The 18,354-nt window shown below is 50.3% G+C and carries 13 protein-coding genes; 3 read left to right on the top strand and 10 right to left on the bottom strand.

All coding sequences use genetic code 11. The features are described from left to right. Position 1: 1 nt before the first annotated feature. Complete coding sequence (locus ASG33_RS15355) at positions 2 to 3,070, bottom strand: TonB-dependent receptor (RefSeq protein WP_082489246.1); 3,069 nt, start codon at positions 3,068 to 3,070, stop codon at positions 2 to 4. 160 nt (positions 3,071 to 3,230) lie between these two features. Next, positions 3,231 to 4,199: a c-type cytochrome gene (locus ASG33_RS15350; RefSeq protein WP_056287106.1), complete on the bottom strand. Its 969-nt coding sequence runs from the start codon at positions 4,197 to 4,199 to the stop codon at positions 3,231 to 3,233. A 499-nt stretch (positions 4,200 to 4,698) separates the two neighbouring features. On the opposite strand from ASG33_RS15350, the gene ASG33_RS15345 reads away from it, so the two are divergent. Together ASG33_RS15345 and ASG33_RS15340 are read left to right on the top strand one after the other, a co-directional pair. Beyond that, entirely contained in the window at positions 4,699 to 7,689 is a 2,991-nt protein-coding gene (locus ASG33_RS15345) for a sensor histidine kinase (protein ID WP_162242748.1), read from the top strand. Positions 7,690 to 7,751: 62 nt separating this feature from the next. Then, entirely contained in the window at positions 7,752 to 8,384 is a 633-nt protein-coding gene (locus ASG33_RS15340) for a response regulator transcription factor (RefSeq protein ID WP_056287098.1), read from the top strand. Between the two features lie 8 nt (positions 8,385 to 8,392). Here ASG33_RS15340 and ASG33_RS15335 read toward each other — a convergent pair whose 3' ends face one another. The 7 genes from ASG33_RS15335 to ASG33_RS15305 all read right to left on the bottom strand — a co-directional run bounded on the left by ASG33_RS15335 (position 8,393) and on the right by ASG33_RS15305 (position 16,519). Next, positions 8,393 to 9,847: a TolC family protein gene (locus ASG33_RS15335; RefSeq protein WP_056287095.1), complete on the bottom strand. Its 1,455-nt coding sequence runs from the start codon at positions 9,845 to 9,847 to the stop codon at positions 8,393 to 8,395. A gap of 32 nt (positions 9,848 to 9,879) precedes the next feature. Further along, positions 9,880 to 11,232, bottom strand: coding sequence for an HlyD family secretion protein (locus ASG33_RS15330; RefSeq protein ID WP_056287092.1), 1,353 nt, complete (start codon positions 11,230 to 11,232; stop codon positions 9,880 to 9,882). Beyond that, positions 11,225 to 12,229, bottom strand: a complete 1,005-nt coding sequence (locus ASG33_RS15325; protein WP_056287088.1) for an ABC transporter — start codon at positions 12,227 to 12,229, stop codon at positions 11,225 to 11,227. Before ASG33_RS15325 ends, ASG33_RS15330 begins: the two co-directional genes overlap by 8 nt. Before the next feature lie 421 nt (positions 12,230 to 12,650). Continuing rightward, a complete protein-coding gene (locus ASG33_RS15320; protein WP_056287086.1) occupies positions 12,651 to 13,490 on the bottom strand; it encodes an SDR family NAD(P)-dependent oxidoreductase in 840 nt (279 codons plus the stop codon). A gap of 87 nt (positions 13,491 to 13,577) precedes the next feature. Further along, positions 13,578 to 14,522 (bottom strand): AraC family transcriptional regulator, encoded by a 945-nt coding sequence (locus ASG33_RS15315; RefSeq protein WP_056288504.1) that lies wholly within the window; start codon positions 14,520 to 14,522, stop codon positions 13,578 to 13,580. Positions 14,523 to 14,596: 74 nt separating this feature from the next. Continuing rightward, positions 14,597 to 15,406, bottom strand: coding sequence for an AraC family transcriptional regulator (locus tag ASG33_RS15310; RefSeq protein WP_056287083.1), 810 nt, complete (start codon positions 15,404 to 15,406; stop codon positions 14,597 to 14,599). Between the two features lie 78 nt (positions 15,407 to 15,484). Beyond that, positions 15,485 to 16,519, bottom strand: coding sequence for an SDR family NAD(P)-dependent oxidoreductase (locus tag ASG33_RS15305; RefSeq protein WP_056287079.1), 1,035 nt, complete (start codon positions 16,517 to 16,519; stop codon positions 15,485 to 15,487). A gap of 182 nt (positions 16,520 to 16,701) precedes the next feature. Between ASG33_RS15305 and ASG33_RS15300 the strand changes: the two genes are divergently transcribed. Further along, positions 16,702 to 17,700 (top strand): 2-hydroxyacid dehydrogenase, encoded by a 999-nt coding sequence (locus ASG33_RS15300; RefSeq protein ID WP_056287076.1) that lies wholly within the window; start codon positions 16,702 to 16,704, stop codon positions 17,698 to 17,700. A gap of 20 nt (positions 17,701 to 17,720) precedes the next feature. Here ASG33_RS15300 and ASG33_RS15295 read toward each other — a convergent pair whose 3' ends face one another. Beyond that, a complete protein-coding gene (locus ASG33_RS15295; protein ID WP_056287073.1) occupies positions 17,721 to 18,218 on the bottom strand; it encodes a DUF1579 domain-containing protein in 498 nt (165 codons plus the stop codon). Positions 18,219 to 18,354: the final 136 nt, after the last annotated feature.

Genomic DNA, 18,354 nt, shown 5'->3' with positions numbered 1-18,354 from the left:
ATCAAAGATTAATACTCAAACCGGCCGTGTAAGTACGTGAAAGCGGAAATGCATTGTAATCCGCACGCACATTGGAAGTTCCGAATGCACTCACTTCGGGATCGTAGCCCGTGTATTTCGTAATGGTAAACAGGTTCTGGCCGGTTATGTAGATCTGCACATTGCGCACATATTTCCATTTGGCAGTCGGGAAGTTGTAGGTGAGCTGCAATGTTTTGAGGCGCAGGTAAGAGGCATCTTCCACCGCCCGGCTGTTCACATTACTCGTGTAAGCCACCGCGACGGGGACAGCAGAGGAGTTTTTATTCGTCGGATTGGTTGGCGTCCAGCGGTCGGTATAGGTTTCAAGCAGCCGGTTGCGGCGGAAAGAAATCGGGTTTTCAGACTCGGTCCGGTTCAGGTTAAACATCTTGCTGCCCTGCACCCCCTGGAAGAAAAACGACAGGTTGAAAGGTCCGTAAGTAAAATCGTTGTTCAGCCCGTAAGTGAATTTGGGAAATGGCGAACCGAGGATCGTCCGGTCCTGCGAGTTAATCGCCCCGTCGCCATTTACATCCCGGTACTTGTACTCACCCGGCCGCGACAAAGGCTGCGCCGAAGAAGCGATATCCTCGCCGGTCTGGAAAACACCGTCAACAATGTAACCATAGTAGGCATTGAGCGGATCGCCTTTGCGGATGATCGTAAAATCGTTGGTGAAGCCCGCCGAGCCGCCCAGAATAAAAGGCAATGCACCCAGATCGGTTACCTCGTTTTTTATGGTCGAGAAATTGGCCGCAGTCCGCCAGGTAAATGGCGCAGTAATGTTGATCGAATTCAGCCCCAGCTCAAATCCCGAGTTTTTCAGGCCGCCCACATTTTTGAATGTAGTGGTAAAACCCGTCGTACGCGGCACGGGAAGTTGCAGCAGCAGATCTTTGGTTTGCTTATGGAAATAGTCAATACTCCCTGTGAGCCTGTTATCCAGCACCCCGAAATCGATGCCCAAATCGAGCTGCGTGGTGGTTTCCCATTTCAGGTCCGGGTTGGGGAGCTGGGTAGTAGAGATACCTACATAGGGAGCGCCGTCAAAAATCGCCTGTCCCTGCGGGCCGAGCAGCACCAGCGATTTGTAGCTGCCGATATCCTGGTTGCCGGTTACCCCATAGCTTGCGCGGAATTTCAGATCAGTGACTGAGCGGACATTTTTGAGAAACAACTCGTCCTTAATGCGCCAGCCCAATGCAACAGAAGGGAAAACGCCGTATTTGTTATTATCCCCAAACCTCGACGAACCGTCGGCGCGAATGGAGGCGGTAAGCAGGTATTTGTCAAAAAGATTATAGTTAATGCGGCCGAGGTAGGAAAGCAGCTGGTTTTTAGTGCGACCCGAACCAAGCGAAAATGTGCTTTGTGCACCGGCAGCAAGGTTATCCGTACCCAGCGCGTCGAGGGGGAAGTTTTGCGCCCCCGCCGTAAGTGAGCTTGTTTCAAATTCCTGGAAAGTGTACCCGCCAAGTATTTCAAGCTGGTTGTTTTTATCCAAAGCTTTACTGTAACGCGCTGTAACTTCGATCAGGTTATTGTAAGAATTGCTCGTGAGCACATTGGCAACGCCCCTGGTACCTTCTGCCCTTTTGGTAAGCCTGGAAGTGAAAATGTCGCGGCGCGAATCCTGGCGGTCTGTTCCGAAGTTGATTTTGGCAGATAGCGAAGGCAGGAAGAAGTACTCTGCAAATACACTCGCGAATGTGCGGTTGGTAGTGGCAAAATCGCTTACCTCGCTGGCCAGTCCCACGGGATTTTCGAGGTTAACGATCTGTGTCTGCGCCCAGGTACCATTTGCATTCCTGATCGGGAGCGTGGGATCCTGGAAAATAGCCGTGTTGATCACACCCGCGCTCTCATTGACGCTCACGCCATTTGGTACAAAATCATCCTTTACATTGCTGGAATTCAGACTGAGTCCGAACTTGAACTTTTCATCAGAATAATTCAGGTTGACGCGACCTACATACTTTTTGATCCCCGAGCTGATCACCACGCCTTTCTGGTCAAGGTAGTTCAGCGAAGCATAGTAATTGAATTTGTCCTGCCCGCCCGAGAAGCTCAGCTGATGGTTTTGAACAGACCCTTTTTGAAAAATCTCATCCTGCCAGTAAGTCCCCGCTCCTATTTGCGCGATCTGCTCGGCAGAGAACTCCGGTGCCTGTTTCTGGTCGGCGCGCAGGTCGTTGAGCAGACTCGTATACTGCTTTGCATTCAGCATCGGCACCCTTTTCGTCACTTCTGAAATACCGCCGGACAGCGCGTAATTCACATTCAATTTTCCCTTGGTCCCTTTTTTGGTGGTAATCAGAATAACCCCGTTCGCACCACGTGAGCCGTAGATCGCCGTCGCAGAAGCGTCTTTCAGGATTTCGACGGATTCAATATCATTGGGGTTCAATGCATTGAGCGGGTTGCGCGGAGCCTGTTCCGTGACCACCGTCGAGCTGGGTACCACCGAAGTGTTATTAATCGGCAGGCCGTCGATCACATACAAAGGTTCATTATTGGCATTGATGGAGTTGGCCCCACGAATGCGGATCGTTACCCCGCCGCCCGGCTCAGAGCTGGACTGGGTAACCTGTACCCCTGGCGAGCGCCCGGCAATCAGCTGGTCGACAGAGGTTTGTACCCCTTTGTTGAAATCCCTGCTATCCAGCGAGCTGACGGAGCCTGTCAGGTCACGCTTTTTCTGAGTGCCGTAGCCGACCACCACCAGCTCATTGAGCTGGCGCGTATCATCGCTCAGCTGCACATTGACCTGAGAACGGCGGCGCACAGGCACTTCCTGCGTCAGGTAACCAATGCCGGAGATTACCAGTACCGCCTCTTCACCGGCCTGGATTTCGAAAGTACCATCCGCATTGGTGGAAGTACCCGTAGTAGAACCTTTGATCAGAATATTGATCCCGGGCAATGCCGACTGGTCAGTGGAAGATGTAACCTTTCCTTTGACCAGGCTTTGTGTAAATCCCGGAAAAGCCAGCAGCAGCAAGCCCAGGGTCAACATGCTGAAAGGAGAAACACGCAAATGTTGAGACATAAGAATTGGATATAGTTTATGTAAATCGGAGCGCGAATTTACTTAAACTATTTAATCTACCAAGTTTGTAGATTATAAATTCTTATCTGAAATTTTCTGCGTTTCTGAGAGATCAGTGATGATTTGTGTTGTTGAAGCAGCTGGTTAACTGCTGAGGAGCTTACCTTTTCTCCATTCGGACAACCTGGTGTTCGATCGGTTTGACGGTATTCAGATAGGCGAAGATTGCACTCAGGTCCTGCTCCTTCATGCCGCCGTACATTGTCCACGGCATAGGTGAGTTCAGGTCACCGGGTGCAACTTTGGGGGCAACATAATTGCTGTCTGCAAATGCTTTGAAGCGCGCAACGAAAGCTTCTCTGGTCCAGTTACCAATGCCGGTTTCCTTGTGCATGGTGATGTTCGGCGAGCGTACTACGCCATTCGGACTGCTAAACTCCATTCCGCCACCGAACTCTGTGCCCGGCACTACACTTCCTTTTTCAGTTTTGCTGTGGCAATCCACGCATCCTGTTGCGGTAATGAGGTATTTGCCGTAGGCAACCTGGTCGGTTTCGGCGGGCCGCTTCGTAAATGCAGCTTTCTGGGGCATGGTGTTAATCAAAAAATTAACCGGAAAATCGGGCTCGGATTCCGGCACATCATTCTTGATCGGCGCCAGTCCGCGGATGTAGGCGATCACCGAATAGATATCCTCCTGGTCCAGCTGTCCGAACCGGTGGTAACCCATTACAGGAAACAGCGCCTTTCCATCCTTGTTCACACCAGTGGTAACGGCACGGAAGATTTCTCCGTCCGTCCAGCTGGCCAGTGTGTAGGGTGTGATATTAGGTGCAAAAAACTTACCCGGGAATCCCATTTCCTGCGTAAAAGCTTCTCCGCCCCCACCGAGACCGCCCGATAGCGGCCCTGCGTACCGCGACCAGTCGCGGGTACTGTGGCAATCCATACAAACAGTTACATGGTTGGCGAGGTACTTGCCCCTTTCAATGCGAGCTGGTGTCAGTTCTACTTTCAAGTCAGGAGCGGGACCGGTATCAGGTAATGCGGCTTTAACGTAAATCATAGCGGCGACAACAACTATCACCAGTCCGGCGAGGATCTTACCTGTAATTTTCAATGCTTTCATGTAACTGTCAGATGTTCGTTTAGGCAGCTGAACTTGCCGGTCCGTGCGGATTTGTCACTGTACAGCCAGCAGGTTTCGTCACCCGCAGCCTGCCCAGCGCGTCCGTACATCATGGAAGTTCAGTGTGGTGGTTGAAAAAAGTTGAGTAAAAAAGGAATAACGTTGAGTAAAAAATTGGTTCAGAGCTACTTAATCCGGAAGTAACCAGGTAAACAGCCTGCCTGAATGTCGTTGCAACTTGTGGGGACAAAACAAAGCATGCTGTAAGCAAGGCGCAATAGCAAATTCTTGCTATATCCACTATTTCAGGCAGGTTTTGGCAGGTAATTTGTCGTCTTTTTTAAATCTTCCTCTCAACTCCGTTCTTCATTGCATGCTGCGTAATTTGGTTTTGTTTGCTCACCTGTTATTTCGGAGCAAAATTTGGGTTTTCACTCTGATTGTCTTTCTGGTACATTCTGGCATAATCACCTGTCCGGCGCAGGGGCCTCAAACGCGCGTGAACATCCAGCTGCTTGGCCCTGAGCAAGGGTTGCCCAGCAGGAATACACGCTGCCTGGCAGAGGATGGGCGCGGGTTTATTTGGGTAGCGACCGGCCAGGAACTGTGGCGCTACGACGGGTACACATTTCAAAATTTCACCTCCCTCCTCACCCGCTCGATTGGTGGCGGCACGCTGATCAACCAAATGCGGACCGGCGCCCGCGGGGATATCTGGCTCGCGCATAACAATGGCGTCAGTGTGATTGACCCTGTGAATCTGCGCTGCACGACCATTGATCCTTCCAGCAATCTGAAAGGAGCGGCTACCAGGCAAAATCTTGATATTTTCTTCGACAACAATCAGGACACATGGACGGCGATACCAGGTGGCAAGCTCGTGAAGTTCAGCAAAAAGCGCGTGCCGGTCGCATTGTATACGCCGCCGGCTAGCCCTGGACATTCGCCTGCATTCGAGTCACAGGTAACCAGGCTCTTTTTTGATAAACAAAACAATGGATATGCATTTACAGGCAGTACATTCCTCGATAAGGTAGATGCGAATGCGCGACTCATCCGGCGGATCAACCTGTTGGATAAAGCGCAGTTGAACAGTGATATCGTAATTTCCAGCCTCGTGCAGTTTGCCCCCGGGGAGCTGACTATTTATTATGAGAAAAAAGGCGGTAAGGATCCATTTTCGCGCAAATACGTGTTCGAAACACAACAGCTTGGTCCGGCTACTGCAATTGACACGCCTTTAATTCCCGACTATATCGGTCACGATTCAAGAGGTTACAGCTGGTACAAAGCCTCCGAGAACATTGGTTTTTTAAACAAAAAAACAGGCAAGTTCACCGACCTGACTTCCCAGCTGCAGCAGAAATCCGGTGCTACCAGCTACTTTTTCGCCGCTTACCTTAGCTCCGATGACAGCTTCTGGATCTCGTGCGTAGACGGACTTTTCAAGATCACGCTGACCGAGGAGATTTTCCGGAAATACCTCAATGTACCCCTGGAAAAACCGGGAGATATCGGCAGCAGCATTCGCGGGATTACGGAAGACGATTCAGGAAAAATATGGGTATGTTCTTACGGTTTCAATCGGGATGGAAGAACGTATTTACTTCACCAGATTGATCCGGTAACTGGAATGCGCCGCCATATGGCGCTTCACCGGCCGAGTAATCTGCCCGGCGACAATGTAATTCCCTATAAAGTGCTCTTTGCACAAGACCAGATTTACGCAGTGACAGACGGCACCCAGTTTATTAAAATTGATCCTGCAACAGAGGTCTATTACCCGGTTGCATTCCCCGCAGTAAGCGGCCGCGGTTTTACTACTTTTTACAAACTGAATGAACATACGCTCTGGATGGGAACCTGGGGCGGCATGGCGACGATAGATACCCGCGACCTGAAACCCGTTTTGCTCAACGACAAAGCAGGCGCCTACATCAAGAATGTGAGGGTTAACCATTTTATGGCTTGGAAAGACGGCAGCATTCTGGTGAGTACCACGAATGGTTTGTATGTGATTAACAAGAATGCAACTGTCCGCGAGCATTTCGGACAGAATCCGAAAGACAAGATCCAGCTTCCCGCCTTGCAGATATTCCACACGATCTGGCATGAAAATGCATTATGGGCTTCTTCCGGCCAGGGTTTGATCCGCATTGATCCGGTTCTGAAAAAGGCGCGGCTTTTTACTATGCAGGACGGTCTGCCTGATAACAACATTTACGCAGCCCTGCCCGACACGCGCGGTAATCTCTGGCTGAGCACGAACAAAGGTCTCTCGCGTTTCAACATCCGCACACAGAAGTTTTACAACTACAGTACCAGCGACGGACTTCCGCACATGGAGTTCAACCACGGGTCTTACCTGAAATCTCGGGATGGTACATTGTACTTTGGCGGATTAAACGGGATTGTCGCATTCGATCCCGCGCGCATTGACCTCAGTGCCCGTAAAGAACGTCCGTTGCAGCTGATCTCCTATTCCAAATACGATGCAGACCGGAACCGTACCGACACTGTAACCAACCATCGCCCCGGCAGCGAGATCGTGTTCAACCCCGGCGACCGCCTTTTTGCATTCTCATTCATGAGCCCCGATTACCAGAATACCGCGCGCAACCGCTTTCGCTACAAACTGGAAGGCTGGGACGATGACCGCTGGCAGATTTTTGAAAACGGGAACAAACTACTGCTGAACAGTTTGCCGGCAGGGAACTACAAGCTCCGGGTACAGGTATCCGCAGCAGGCGCTGACTGGAGTAGCCAGGAGTGGCAGGTACCTCTCAGGGTGATTGCGCCCTGGTATAAATCGGTGTGGTTTTACCTGCTGAGCATGCTTTCCATCGGGCTGGTACTCTATCTTTTTTACCGTTATCGCCTGCGACAGATCCTTCAAATTCAGCAGATCCGAAACGGGATCAGCGCCGATATGCACGACGAGATCGGCAGCACGCTCAGCAGCATTACCTTTTATAGCCAGGCGCTGTTGATGCAAATGGAAAAGCCCGAACACCAGCAAGTGGTACAAAAGATCAAAAACAATGCACAGCAGGTGCAGGAAGGGCTCAGTGACATTGTGTGGAGCGTAAAAGCGGGCAGTGACGAGATCGAAGATGTGTTTGCCCGCATGTTCCAGTTTGGCAGTGCGCTGGCGGAGTCCAAACAAATTGCATTCCATTTTGAAACAGATCCAAGGCTCGAAAACATGAAACTGGATATGCAGAAGCGCAAAAACCTGTACCTGATCTTCAAAGAGGCACTCAACAATGCAGCCAAGTACGCCGCTTGCACGAGTATGCGCGTGGTCGTCAGACAGGAAGAGAACCAGGTCAAAATGGTGATTGAAGACAATGGAAAAGGATTTGATCAAAAATCCGCGAAGCGCGGCAATGGGCTCGCAAACATGCAGCAGCGCGCATTACAGATCAAGGGGCAACTGACAATAGAGTCGGCAGCAGAGCAGGGAACTGTAATCACCCTGATTTTTTGAGAAGGTTGCAATAACAAATATTTGCTATATCATCCCAGGCATTGATCCCGTAATTTTGCACGATGGCTTCAAGGATCATTATTTTCGACGATAACCAGGAACGGTTGAGCAGCGTGGCAATGCTGCTTAACCTGTCCGGCGATTTTACATGTACAGGCACTTTTCCCAATGCAGTCAACCTGGTTGCAGATATTACAGCTTCCAAACCCGACCTTGTACTGATGGATATTGACATGCCAGGCATGGACGGGATCGAGGCAACTCGGCTTGTCAGAAAGCATTTCGGTGCTTTGCCGGTATTGATCCAGACCAACTTCGAAGACGACGAACGAATTTTTGAAAGCCTGAGGGCTGGCGCAAATGGGTACCTGCTCAAAAAAACAAGTCCGGAGCGGTTTTTAGAAAGCTTAACAGAGGCACTTGAAGGCGGCGCTCCGATGACGGGCAGCATTGCCGCCAGGGTACTCAGGTATTTCTCGGCAGAGTCCACAGCCAAAAAGGACTACCACCTGACCGAACGTGAAAAGCACATACTGAGCTTTCTGGTTAAAGGGTACAGCTACAAGCTGATCGCTTCCGAATGCCGCATTACCTATAATACTGTGAATAACCACATCCGCAATATTTACGACAAGCTGTATGTGAACAGCGCTACGGAGGCCGTCAGTCTGGCCATCAAAGAGCGGCTGGTGTAGCTACCGGCTTACCTGTCGGTTACCGTTCCCACCGAATAGTACAGCTGTGCGACTGCCTTCTGGTAGCCCGCCACAAGCTCCGCCAGCTTGATCTTCATATCAATCAGCTTCGTTTCCCTGCTGTTGATCAGGAACAATGTACTTTCCCCAAGGTCAAATTTGGCCAGTTCGCCATTAAGAAGTATCTGCTGGTTATCGATGCTTTTGGACTGAATGACCAACTGTGATTCGTAAGCTTGCAGGCTGTTGAAGGAGCTCAGGATCTTGGTGTTGATCTCCCGGCCCGTTTGCTGAACATCGTATTGCAGCGCGCGTTGTTTTACTTTGATCTCATTCAGCTTTCCTCTCTGGCTGCGCAAGAATAGCGGAAAGGAAAAATCGACCCCAAGCTTATAGTTGCTCCATTGAAAATCATAATATTCAGGAACATAAGAGCCAAAATCGGTTCTGGTGGTAATAAGCGAGGCGCTCACGTTGAGCTTGGGTTTCAGCATTTCCCTGCGGTAATTTCTTTCGAGTTGAAGCTGCAAACCTTTATTTTTCAGCAACAGCAGCTCAGGATGCGAGGTGGCTGCATTGCTGATCAGTGTTTCCAGCTGGTTTTTGTAAAAATCCGCACCCGGCTGTTCTGTATCCTGCGGGACGGAATTTTCCGGTAATTCCAGCGGCTCTTCGCGCTCATTCCACAAATGGTTTGACATTACCAGACGCGAGTTATTCAGCTCCACGCGGATCTTTTCAAGCTGCAGGCTGCGCTCCTGATAGGTAATGGCTGCTTCTACGGAATCAATGGCTGGCTTATCGCCGATCAGTACCTGATTTTTGACAAACAGAAATCGTTTTAAAGCCAGGTCGGTACCTTCGCGGATCAATGTAAACTGACGGTACGCATAAAACCAGTCCCAGTAATCTTTCACGGCTTCATACCACACCAGGTTGATCTGCTTGATCTTTTCTGCCTCGGCATAGCCGACCATTACCCTGGCCTGCCGCAATGTATTCCGGCGCGCATCGATCAGGAAACCCTGGCCAATCGGAACACTCAGCCCCACCCCTGCAAGTCCCGGCTGGGCTGTGCGCGTTTCAGGATTGGTGTAAGCACCTACATTGCGGTCGTAACCGATTTTCAGGTCTGCACCTGCCAGCCAGAGCGGCACTTTGAGCTCGTTGGACCAGTTGTTATAATAGTCGGTACCACCGAAGGTTTTTCTGCCAAAATAGCTTTTGAGGTTGGGGTCAAAATCACCCCAGGCTTGCTGCACTTTCGTCCTGGCCTCTTCGCCGAGCAATCCCGCCTGCTTTACAACAGGGTGATTGGCCAGAACGATCTGCTCAAAATCCTTCAATGCAAATACCCGCGCATTTTCGGGAATGGTATCGTTCTGAGCGTGGCCTGTTACCTGAAAGGCAACAAGCGCCAGCAGCAGGAAGATCAATCGCTCCCCTTTTATTAAGTAATCCATGTTCAACAATGTTACGGCCACTCTCTTTTTCATCACTTCGCTCCTACCTGCACATCCGGCTCCTTTTGCAAGCTCGGCGGGAATCCGTTAAGCAACCGCCATATTTCGTACCAAAGCGGAACAGACCGCAGGATCACGCGCCCGTAAACGCCCGAACCCTGCCGCAGCTGCTTGGGCCAGGGCTGGTCTTTTTCCGGGACCGGATCGGCCGGCTTCACCAGAAGCCGGTATTTCCCACCTTCGCTGCTTACCAGGTCAATCACCGATACTGTACCCGCGAAAGTTCCGACTGCTACTGACGGCCAGCCTGAAAACTGTACCGAAGGCCAGCCTTCAAACTGCAAACGCACGTCGCTGTTGTTCAGGATCAGCGGCACATCCATTGCATCCACGTAAATCTCGGCTGCCACCAAAGGCGCATCAGGTTGAAGTGTGGCAATGGATTCGCCTTCCTTGATATTTTCGCCAATACCCGCTTTCAGCGTTTTGACTACAAATCCATTCTGCGGCGCACGTACCACGTACAGCCCGCGGCGAATATTGATATTGGATATCTCGTTGCGAAGCTTGGCTATTTCGCCCTGCGCGCTTACCCTGCTCGACAATGCCGAGCTCAGGTCCGATTGTGCTTTCGCCAGCGACTGATCGTACTCTGCCTTGATGTTATCTAGGTCGATCTGCGCATTGCGGAGTGACTGAATGGAGTTGTTCAGCTTGTTCTGCTGGCTGATCACTTTGGCATTATCCTCCTGCAACTTCAATCTTCTTGATTCAATGTCAGTCAGCGAAAAGAGCCCGTTCTGATAACCGGCTTCATACCGCGCCAATCGTGACTTCGCTATTTCGTAAAAACGCTGCACTGCTACCAGGTCGGCGCTGTCGATGGTCACGTAGTTTTCTGCCTGGCGTACCTTGTTGCGCGCCGCATTCAGCTTGATCGACAGTGCTGTGGTAAGCGCGCGCATTTGTGCGTTGGTCGCTTCCATTTTCTGTGCAGCTGCATCTTCACTGCCTTTTTTGGCAGACAGCTGCTCCTGTAAACGCACCGGCAGTTCAGGATCGAAGTACGACTGGCTGGTTTCGGAAATTACCAGGATAGTATCTCCCTTTTTCACCTGCTGACCTTCCCTTACCGCCCAATGCTCAATGCGACCGCCAATCTGGTTTTGTACAGTTTGTGGCCGGTCTTCCGGCCGCAATGCAGTCACGTAGCCGCGGCCCGGGATGGTTTGCCGCCACGGCAGAAACAGCACGATGATAAATACCAGCAGCAGGCCGATCATGATCTTGCCCAATGCTTTCGGAGCGCGGGTGGTCAGGATCTGTTCCCGGGAGTGTACTCCCATTTCTTCCCACCGGTTTTGTTCGAGCATTTCGTTAGCCATGTCTCACCTCACTTTCTTCAAGTTCAAGATCTGTAACAACAGCAAGCTTCTCGCTACCAGTTACCATATCAAAGAGTGTATTCAGATTGGTCATGAATTTTTCAACTGCGTAGCTGATTTGCACGATGATCACCTCGGCGGCTACAAATTGCCCGAGTGTCATTTGTCTTTCAATTACGTAATGTGAACCTAAAAGCAGGAGCCCTCCCATTAACGCAGTCCGCAATGCTACCGAACTCGCAAAAAACTTCCGGAGAATCCTGAAATGCTCATTCCTGGCCCGGAGGTACCTGGAAGTAAGCTTGTCTGTTTCCATGATCACCTTGCTCAGCTGAGCAGGCTGGTTGCGGTACCTGTCCAGGTCTGCCGCGACGGATTCGAGATAAGCCACCACCTCATACTTGTACTCCGATTCCTCAATGCTCGTCATCAGGCCCTGCTTGTAGAATAGCCCTAGCATGAGCAGGATTACCAGCACGGTTATCACACCAAAAACGATAAACACAGGGTGGTAAAAGGAAAGCAGTATCGCCGCAAAAAAGATCTGCACCGTAGATGCGACCACGTCGACGAGGAGCTTTGTAAGTCCTTTCTGAATAGTAGTGACGTCAAAAAACCGGTTAACCAGTTCAGGAGGATATTCACCTTCCAGCTCCGATTTTTTGATCCTCGGAAAGCGATAGGCAAATTCCAGGGCGGCTCTTGTGAAGATTTTCTGTTCAAGTACCTCCACGAGCGTCAACTGGGCGATCAGCAAACTCCCACCGACAATCACCCCCAGTAGCACCATACCGATCAATATATACGTAGAACTGAATAATGCGCCATTGGATAAGAAGTTAAAAACGGCTGTTGTACCCAGCGGCAAAGTGAGCCCGATAAGTCCAATCAGAATGGCGTAAATGAAAATGAAATTGATTGTCGATCTTTCAACATAAAGCATTCCCACTAATCTCTCCCAGGCAGTGGGAGCTTCGACATGATGTCCCTTCTTCATTAATCTAATATTCGTTTAACATGGTTTTCCAGCTTCCCATTTTACCTGTTCACGGCAGAAGACTGACGAGGAGCTTTACTCTCATAAAGCCGGGTTAATAGATCATTCCCGATAAACGGAACCAAAAAATATGCCAAAAGTCAGTTTGTCAGGTTCTTTTCTCAGATGCATCCAAGATTTTCGGCTCATAACCCAACGAAGGCAGGGGTGCGTCAGGGCAATGTCAGTCTGGTTATACCTGGCAGACCTGCGGCATTCTTACTCAGCGACCGGTTACAAACGCCAGGCTTGTAGAAGCTGTGTGTAACTGATTATACAGTTTCAGGCTACAACCTCAAAAGTGGTTCTTGCCTGAATCCCTGCAAACCAAAGCAACCCGGCACAGGGTACCGGGTTGCTTTTAAGATAGAATTTGGATTTACTAAAAATCAGTTGACTTGCTCACATCTTCAAATGTGGCCAGATCATGCTGAACAGCCTCGATTTTGCTGTGCGCCATTGCGAGTGCGTCGGAGCCCAGGAACAGGTGCAACGGCCGGCTTTCCATTGCTGCCACCCGGATTAATGCGGCGGCAGCTTTTTCTGGGTCGCCCGGCTGGTTACCTATGATCTGATCATTGTGCAGTACTTCCAGGTCACGGGCTTCCTTATATGCGGCGATCGGGCTGGCGGCTGTCCGCAGCGACCCCTGCAACAGGAAGTTGGTTTTGAAATAACCCGGATACACCACCGTTGCTGCTACCCCCAGCGAAGCCGCTTCTGCCGAGAGCGCTTCGGTAAACCCGGCGACTGCAAACTTGGTCGCATTGTAAATCCCCCAACCCGGAAAAGTACCCAGGTAGCCGGCAATAGACGAGATGTTGAAAAATGCACCTGACTTCTTGTCACGAAAGTGCGGCATGACGTGACGGATCACATTCAGCGAGCCGAACACATTGACATCGAAGTTCTTGCGGGCTTCCTCGTCGGTAAGCTCTTCCAGGGTGCCGAGCTGTCCGTACCCAGCATTGTTGACCACCACATCAATGCCGCCCAGCTTGCCGATAATCTCGGCTACGGTTGCTTGCACAGCAGCGTTGTCCGTGAGGTCTACCTGCAAAGGCAAAAAATCACTTCCCTGATATCCCGCTTCTGCGCGCAGTGCTGCTACATCCCTCGAAGTAGCAGCTACCTTATAGCCTTCGCGCAACAGATCTTTTACCAGTGTTAAACCCAATCCTTTTGAGGCTCCTGTAACGAACCATACCTTTTGTGTTTCCATGTTTGTGAGTTGTTAATTTGTATGATACAAAGTTGCTCACAAGCTTCGGAGAGGCACTTATTCGGATCACAGGTGAATTTGCGACTTTCAAATATGGGCCGGCACAAACGTACTTTTCCTGAAAGCAGAAGGCGAGGTATTCGTTTTTTTCCGGAAAAACGAGGTAAAAGCCGCCTGACCAGAAAAACCCAGCCCGTCGCTGATCTCGTTGATCCCCCAGTCGGTTTGCACCAGCAGGGACTTGGCTTCGTGCAGCAAACGGTCCTGGATATGTTCCCTCAGAGTTTTTCCTGTCTGGCTTTTCACCAATGCATTCAGGTAGTTGGGATGTACCTGCAATTCGTCCGCGAACTCGGCCGCAGTTTTCAGTCTGGCATACGAACTCCGTTCTTCCACCTGGAATGCGGATTCGAGCAGTGACAAAAAACGATAGATATGCCCGTAACCCTCGGGAGTTGCGGCGGTAGCCCTGTTCTTTCCGGCCCTCTGACTTTCCAGGAGGAGCATCTGCAAATGGAGCAAAATAGCCTGCTTCTTATCTTCACTGCTGCCCCGCTCTTCTCTCAGCATTGTTTTAAAGTAGCCGTCAATCCGGTCGGACTGCTCGTCTGTGAGCTGAATAACCGCTTTGTCGCTGGCGAAATAGGGATATTGCCGGAACAGTTGAAGCACATGATCTGCTTCGCGACCGAAGTAGCCGGGGTGAATGAGACAGAAATGCCCGCCCGTTTCGCTGGAAGTAGTTTGCCACGACATGATCTCATCGGGATGAAGGAATGCGATTTCATTCGGCCCCATTTCATATCTGTGCAACCCAATCGTGAGCACACCGGTACCGGAAGTCATGTGAAATATCTTGTAAAACTTCCTGCGATGCGGCGATATGTAGTTCCTGACGGGATAGTTGTCTCGGTTTTCTATTACAAAAAAGCTGGAATCAACGGGGTAATGCGTCACGTCAAGCATAGGCACTTCGTAGCTGTCCTGCGCAAAAGCTTCGAGTTCAAGCCGGGGGATCGTTGCGTTTTCCATTTGTGTTGACAATTTTGCTTTGTCCAAATATAACAGCCGCCCGAACTGATACAAAATGCGCTGGCCGGTTCATTTTACACCTGCTGCACCTGCGTTGGAGCAACTCCGTATTTCTTTTTGAATGCAAATGAGAAATGCGAAAGGTCTTCGAAACCTACTTCCAGGTACACTTCAATCGGCTTCTTCTTTTGCTGCGCCAACTGGTAATGTGCCAGTTCAAGCCGCTTTTCAGTAAGCCATTTCTGGGGTGTCACATTGAATATCCGTTTGAAGTCACGGTTAAAAGTCGACAAGCTCCTTCCGGTGAGGTAACCCAGTTTTTCCATTGACATATTGAACATAAAATTGCGCTGCATGAAATCAACCAGGTCAACCTTACCGGGATCGTCAAAATTGGCCAGCACGCTGTCTACATTCCTGTCGATCTCGCGCAGGATCGTGATCGCCTCGGTGATTTTGAGCGAGGCGATCGTCTCCGGAAATTCACCTTTCACATCAAAGTAAGGTATCAGGGAAGTCATGCAGCTTTCTAGCAATGGATGGTTGTTGAAGCTGAATATTTTCTGGGCAGGAACTGCTTGCCGTCTTACTTCCACTTTGTCATAAAACGCCCTGAGCCGGCTGGTCGACAAATGCATGACCACCGTTTTATGGGGTAAGCCATTTTTGGGATAATTAACGATTGTCGCCAGCTGGTTTCTGGGGATCAGGAAAATGTCGCCTGTCCGGAAATAGTAAGTTGCGTCTGCCTGAATAATCTTGGTTTCTCCTGAAATAAACCAGATCAGCATATGATCGTCAAACATCAGGTCCGACTTGAAAAGCTTGTCGTCGTAGCTGGAAAGTTTGATTTCTTTTGTCAGGTATTTTGAAATGTGTTCCATAAAAACGGGCTTTCCGCCGGCCAGACTTAAACGATTGAATCAAGATAACAAAAACATCCACAGCAAACCTCGGCCGACTCAAAGCTGGCTTTGTGCCACTTCCGCATTGCGTTCCTCCCCGAACGAAATACCCGTTATTTCCTCACTCCATTTCCAGAGCTTTTTGGCATTTGTTTCATCCAGTGAATACAATTTGACCCCGCGCTGCGTTTCTCCTGCATTCCCTTCCAGGCTCAGCTCAGCTACGTCCGCATCCTCGCAGTAAACACCCCCGATATGATCAAGCAGCGGACTTGTGGCGCACCAGATCGTTGTGGCTGCACCCTGCGGGACCGTTTTCAGAGCGGCAACTACTTCGGGCAACAAGTTACCCTCGGCATCCATAAAGCCCATTTGCTGAAAAAGCTCCAACGAAGCCTCCCGGCCAAGTTCCGTACCGTGAATAGAACCTGGGTGCAGCGAATATGACCTCACACCGAAAGCTTTTCCGAAGTGGTCAAGTTCGAGCGCAAATAAGTTACTGGCCGTTTTCGACTGTCCGTACGCTTGCAGGGTTTCGTAGGCACGATGCAGGAAATTGGGATCTTCAAAGTCAAAAGGCGCCCTTTGGTGACCCAGGGAAGATACATTGATAACCCTGGCACCGCGCGCTCTGACCAGCGCAGGCCACAACCTCGCAGTGAGATGAAATGCGCCGAGGTAGTTGGTGGTCAGCTGCGACTCGATCCCGCGGCTGTCGCGCCGCAGCGGTACCCACATAATACCCGCATTGTTGATCAGCAGGTGGAGCGGCCGCCCGCTTGCCAGAAAAGCAGCCGCAAATGCATCGATCGAATCCGGGTCCATGAAATCGATTTCCCCTAATTCCACATTCGGAATGCCTGCCAGATTTCTCCTTGCCTTTTCTACGTCCCTGGCCGGAACGATCACGGTAGCTCCGGCTGCTGCCAAAACTCTGGTGGTTTCCAGTCCGATACCCGCATTACCGCCGGTCACGATCGCGGTTTTTCCTGTGAGATCGATGCCGCTGATTACCTCACCTGCTGTCGATGCTGCATGGAAGCCTGAATTTAATTTCCGCTGTAAAGCGCCCTGATAATTGCTTTGTCCCATTTGAGGTTTTGTTTAAAAGTGATAGGACAAAATTACCCGGTGCGCGCCGACCGCATTTTGTTAGGAACGTCAATTTACTTTGTTAAGAACGTCACCGATTTTGACAATACCCGATTGTTTTACACATTTGAGGCTGACGTTGCTCCGCAGCCTTGCACTTTTTACCATCTAAACCCATTCGTATGAAGGTCCTGTTCTTTTCTGCCAAACCTTATGACAAGCAGTTTTTCAATGCCTACAACCAGTCTTTTGGTTTTGAAATTGAATACCTGGAAACCCATTTGGGGCCGCATATCGTCAATGCAGTTCAGGATGAAAAGGCGGTTTGTGTTTTTGTAAATGACAAGGTCAATGCGGAGGTAATTGGTGTTTTGGCTGAAAGGGGCGTCAAGATCATAGCATTGCGTTGTGCAGGCTTTAATAATGTTGACCTGGAAGCTGCCCGGTCGCACGGGATCAAAGTTTGCCGCGTACCTGAGTATTCCCCTCAGGCAGTCGCCGAACATACCGTGGCCATGCTGCTCACCCTCAACCGGAAAACGCATAAAGCTTACAACCGGGTTCGGGAACAAAACTTCTCCCTGAACGGGTTGCTGGGTTTCAATCTTTTTGGCAAAACAGTTGGCGTGATCGGTACCGGGAAAATCGGCAGTGCGTTCTGCCACATCATGAAAGGTTTTGGCTGCAAAGTGATCGCCCACGATCTTTACCCGAACGAAGCGCTTAAAAATGCAGGAGTCGAATATGCGCCGCTCGATGAGGTACTGGCTACCAGCGATATCATTTCACTGCATTGCCCGCTGAACGGGGATACGCATTATATGATCAACGAGCAGTCACTCGGGATCATGAAAAAGGGTGTAACATTGATCAACACAAGCCGCGGCGGATTGATCAACACCGCCGATGTGATACAGGCTTTGAAAAACAAGCACGTGGCTTACCTCGGTATTGACGTGTACGAACAGGAGGATAAACTGTTTTTTAAAGATCTTTCAGGCAGCATTATCGAGGACGATACCATTCAGCGTCTGATGAGCTTCCCGAATGTGCTTGTAACCGCGCACCAGGCGTTTTTCACCGAAGAAGCACTGTCTGAAATTGCGCAGGTCACCCTGAAAAGCATTGATCAGCTCAGCAAAGGTGAGACACTGGAAAATCAGGCAGTGCTTCTTGTATAAACAGAAATAAGGGTCGGGACTTAGCTTACGCGCCGGTACACCGTTTCAGTCGCCATATCTTCCTGGCCTTCCGGTGAGATATTGTATGCAGTTATGGTAAGCTGGTCGGGTTCATTGAGCTGCACCACCGTGCGCCAGCCCCAGGGAACAGGGATACCCGGCCCGCCATATGCGCCCAGCACTGAAAACCCGTGCTCGACTGAGCTGCCTTCGGAAAGCATGATCGCAGTTCCCATGTGAAAGCTGTCCACCCAGGCTACCTGGAATCTTTCATTGCCAATGTCGTACCCGATCGTCGCTGAACCTTCAAAAGGTTTGCCGGTCAAAGTACCCTCGTACTGGTACAACAGGAACCTCCCGCCCAGGATAGGCTGGATACTGCCCGACATGGGTGATTCGTCGGCGAGTACGCCGGGCTCGAACCAGGTTTTGGTAACACCCTCCCACTTCCCGACCATTGCATGGATGTGCTGGTGAATGCCGGATTCCAGTGAGATCTCGAATTTGGACTTGCTCATATGGGTTGTTTATGTCATTTTTTCAAAACAAAAATAAGAATATAAGCCTCACAAACACTCAGCAGTAGAATGGAAAATACAAGCTCTTTGTTAACTTCCGCCACTAACCCATTTTCATCAAACCATTCGCCCATTC

The sequence above is a fragment of the Dyadobacter sp. Leaf189 genome (assembly GCF_001424405.1).
Lineage (GTDB): Bacteria > Bacteroidota > Bacteroidia > Cytophagales > Spirosomataceae > Dyadobacter.
Note: the sequence above shows the minus strand (reverse complement) of the source record. Positions and strands in the feature narration are given on the sequence as shown.

What these genes read in the sequence shown, in the direction of transcription:
- ASG33_RS15355 (WP_082489246.1), bottom strand. Translation starts at nt 3,070, where the DNA reads ATGTCTCAACATTTGCGTGTTTCTCCTTTCAGCATGTTGACCCTGGGC.
- ASG33_RS15350 (WP_056287106.1), bottom strand. Translation starts at nt 4,199, where the DNA reads ATGAAAGCATTGAAAATTACAGGTAAGATCCTCGCCGGACTGGTGATA.
- ASG33_RS15340 (WP_056287098.1), top strand. Translation starts at nt 7,752, where the DNA reads ATGGCTTCAAGGATCATTATTTTCGACGATAACCAGGAACGGTTGAGC.
- ASG33_RS15335 (WP_056287095.1), bottom strand. Translation starts at nt 9,847, where the DNA reads ATGGATTACTTAATAAAAGGGGAGCGATTGATCTTCCTGCTGCTGGCG.
- ASG33_RS15330 (WP_056287092.1), bottom strand. Translation starts at nt 11,232, where the DNA reads ATGGCTAACGAAATGCTCGAACAAAACCGGTGGGAAGAAATGGGAGTA.
- ASG33_RS15325 (WP_056287088.1), bottom strand. Translation starts at nt 12,229, where the DNA reads ATGAAGAAGGGACATCATGTCGAAGCTCCCACTGCCTGGGAGAGATTA.
- ASG33_RS15320 (WP_056287086.1), bottom strand. Translation starts at nt 13,490, where the DNA reads ATGGAAACACAAAAGGTATGGTTCGTTACAGGAGCCTCAAAAGGATTG.
- ASG33_RS15315 (WP_056288504.1), bottom strand. Translation starts at nt 14,522, where the DNA reads ATGGAAAACGCAACGATCCCCCGGCTTGAACTCGAAGCTTTTGCGCAG.
- ASG33_RS15310 (WP_056287083.1), bottom strand. Translation starts at nt 15,406, where the DNA reads ATGGAACACATTTCAAAATACCTGACAAAAGAAATCAAACTTTCCAGC.
- ASG33_RS15305 (WP_056287079.1), bottom strand. Translation starts at nt 16,519, where the DNA reads ATGGGACAAAGCAATTATCAGGGCGCTTTACAGCGGAAATTAAATTCA.
- ASG33_RS15300 (WP_056287076.1), top strand. Translation starts at nt 16,702, where the DNA reads ATGAAGGTCCTGTTCTTTTCTGCCAAACCTTATGACAAGCAGTTTTTC.
- ASG33_RS15295 (WP_056287073.1), bottom strand. Translation starts at nt 18,218, where the DNA reads ATGAGCAAGTCCAAATTCGAGATCTCACTGGAATCCGGCATTCACCAG.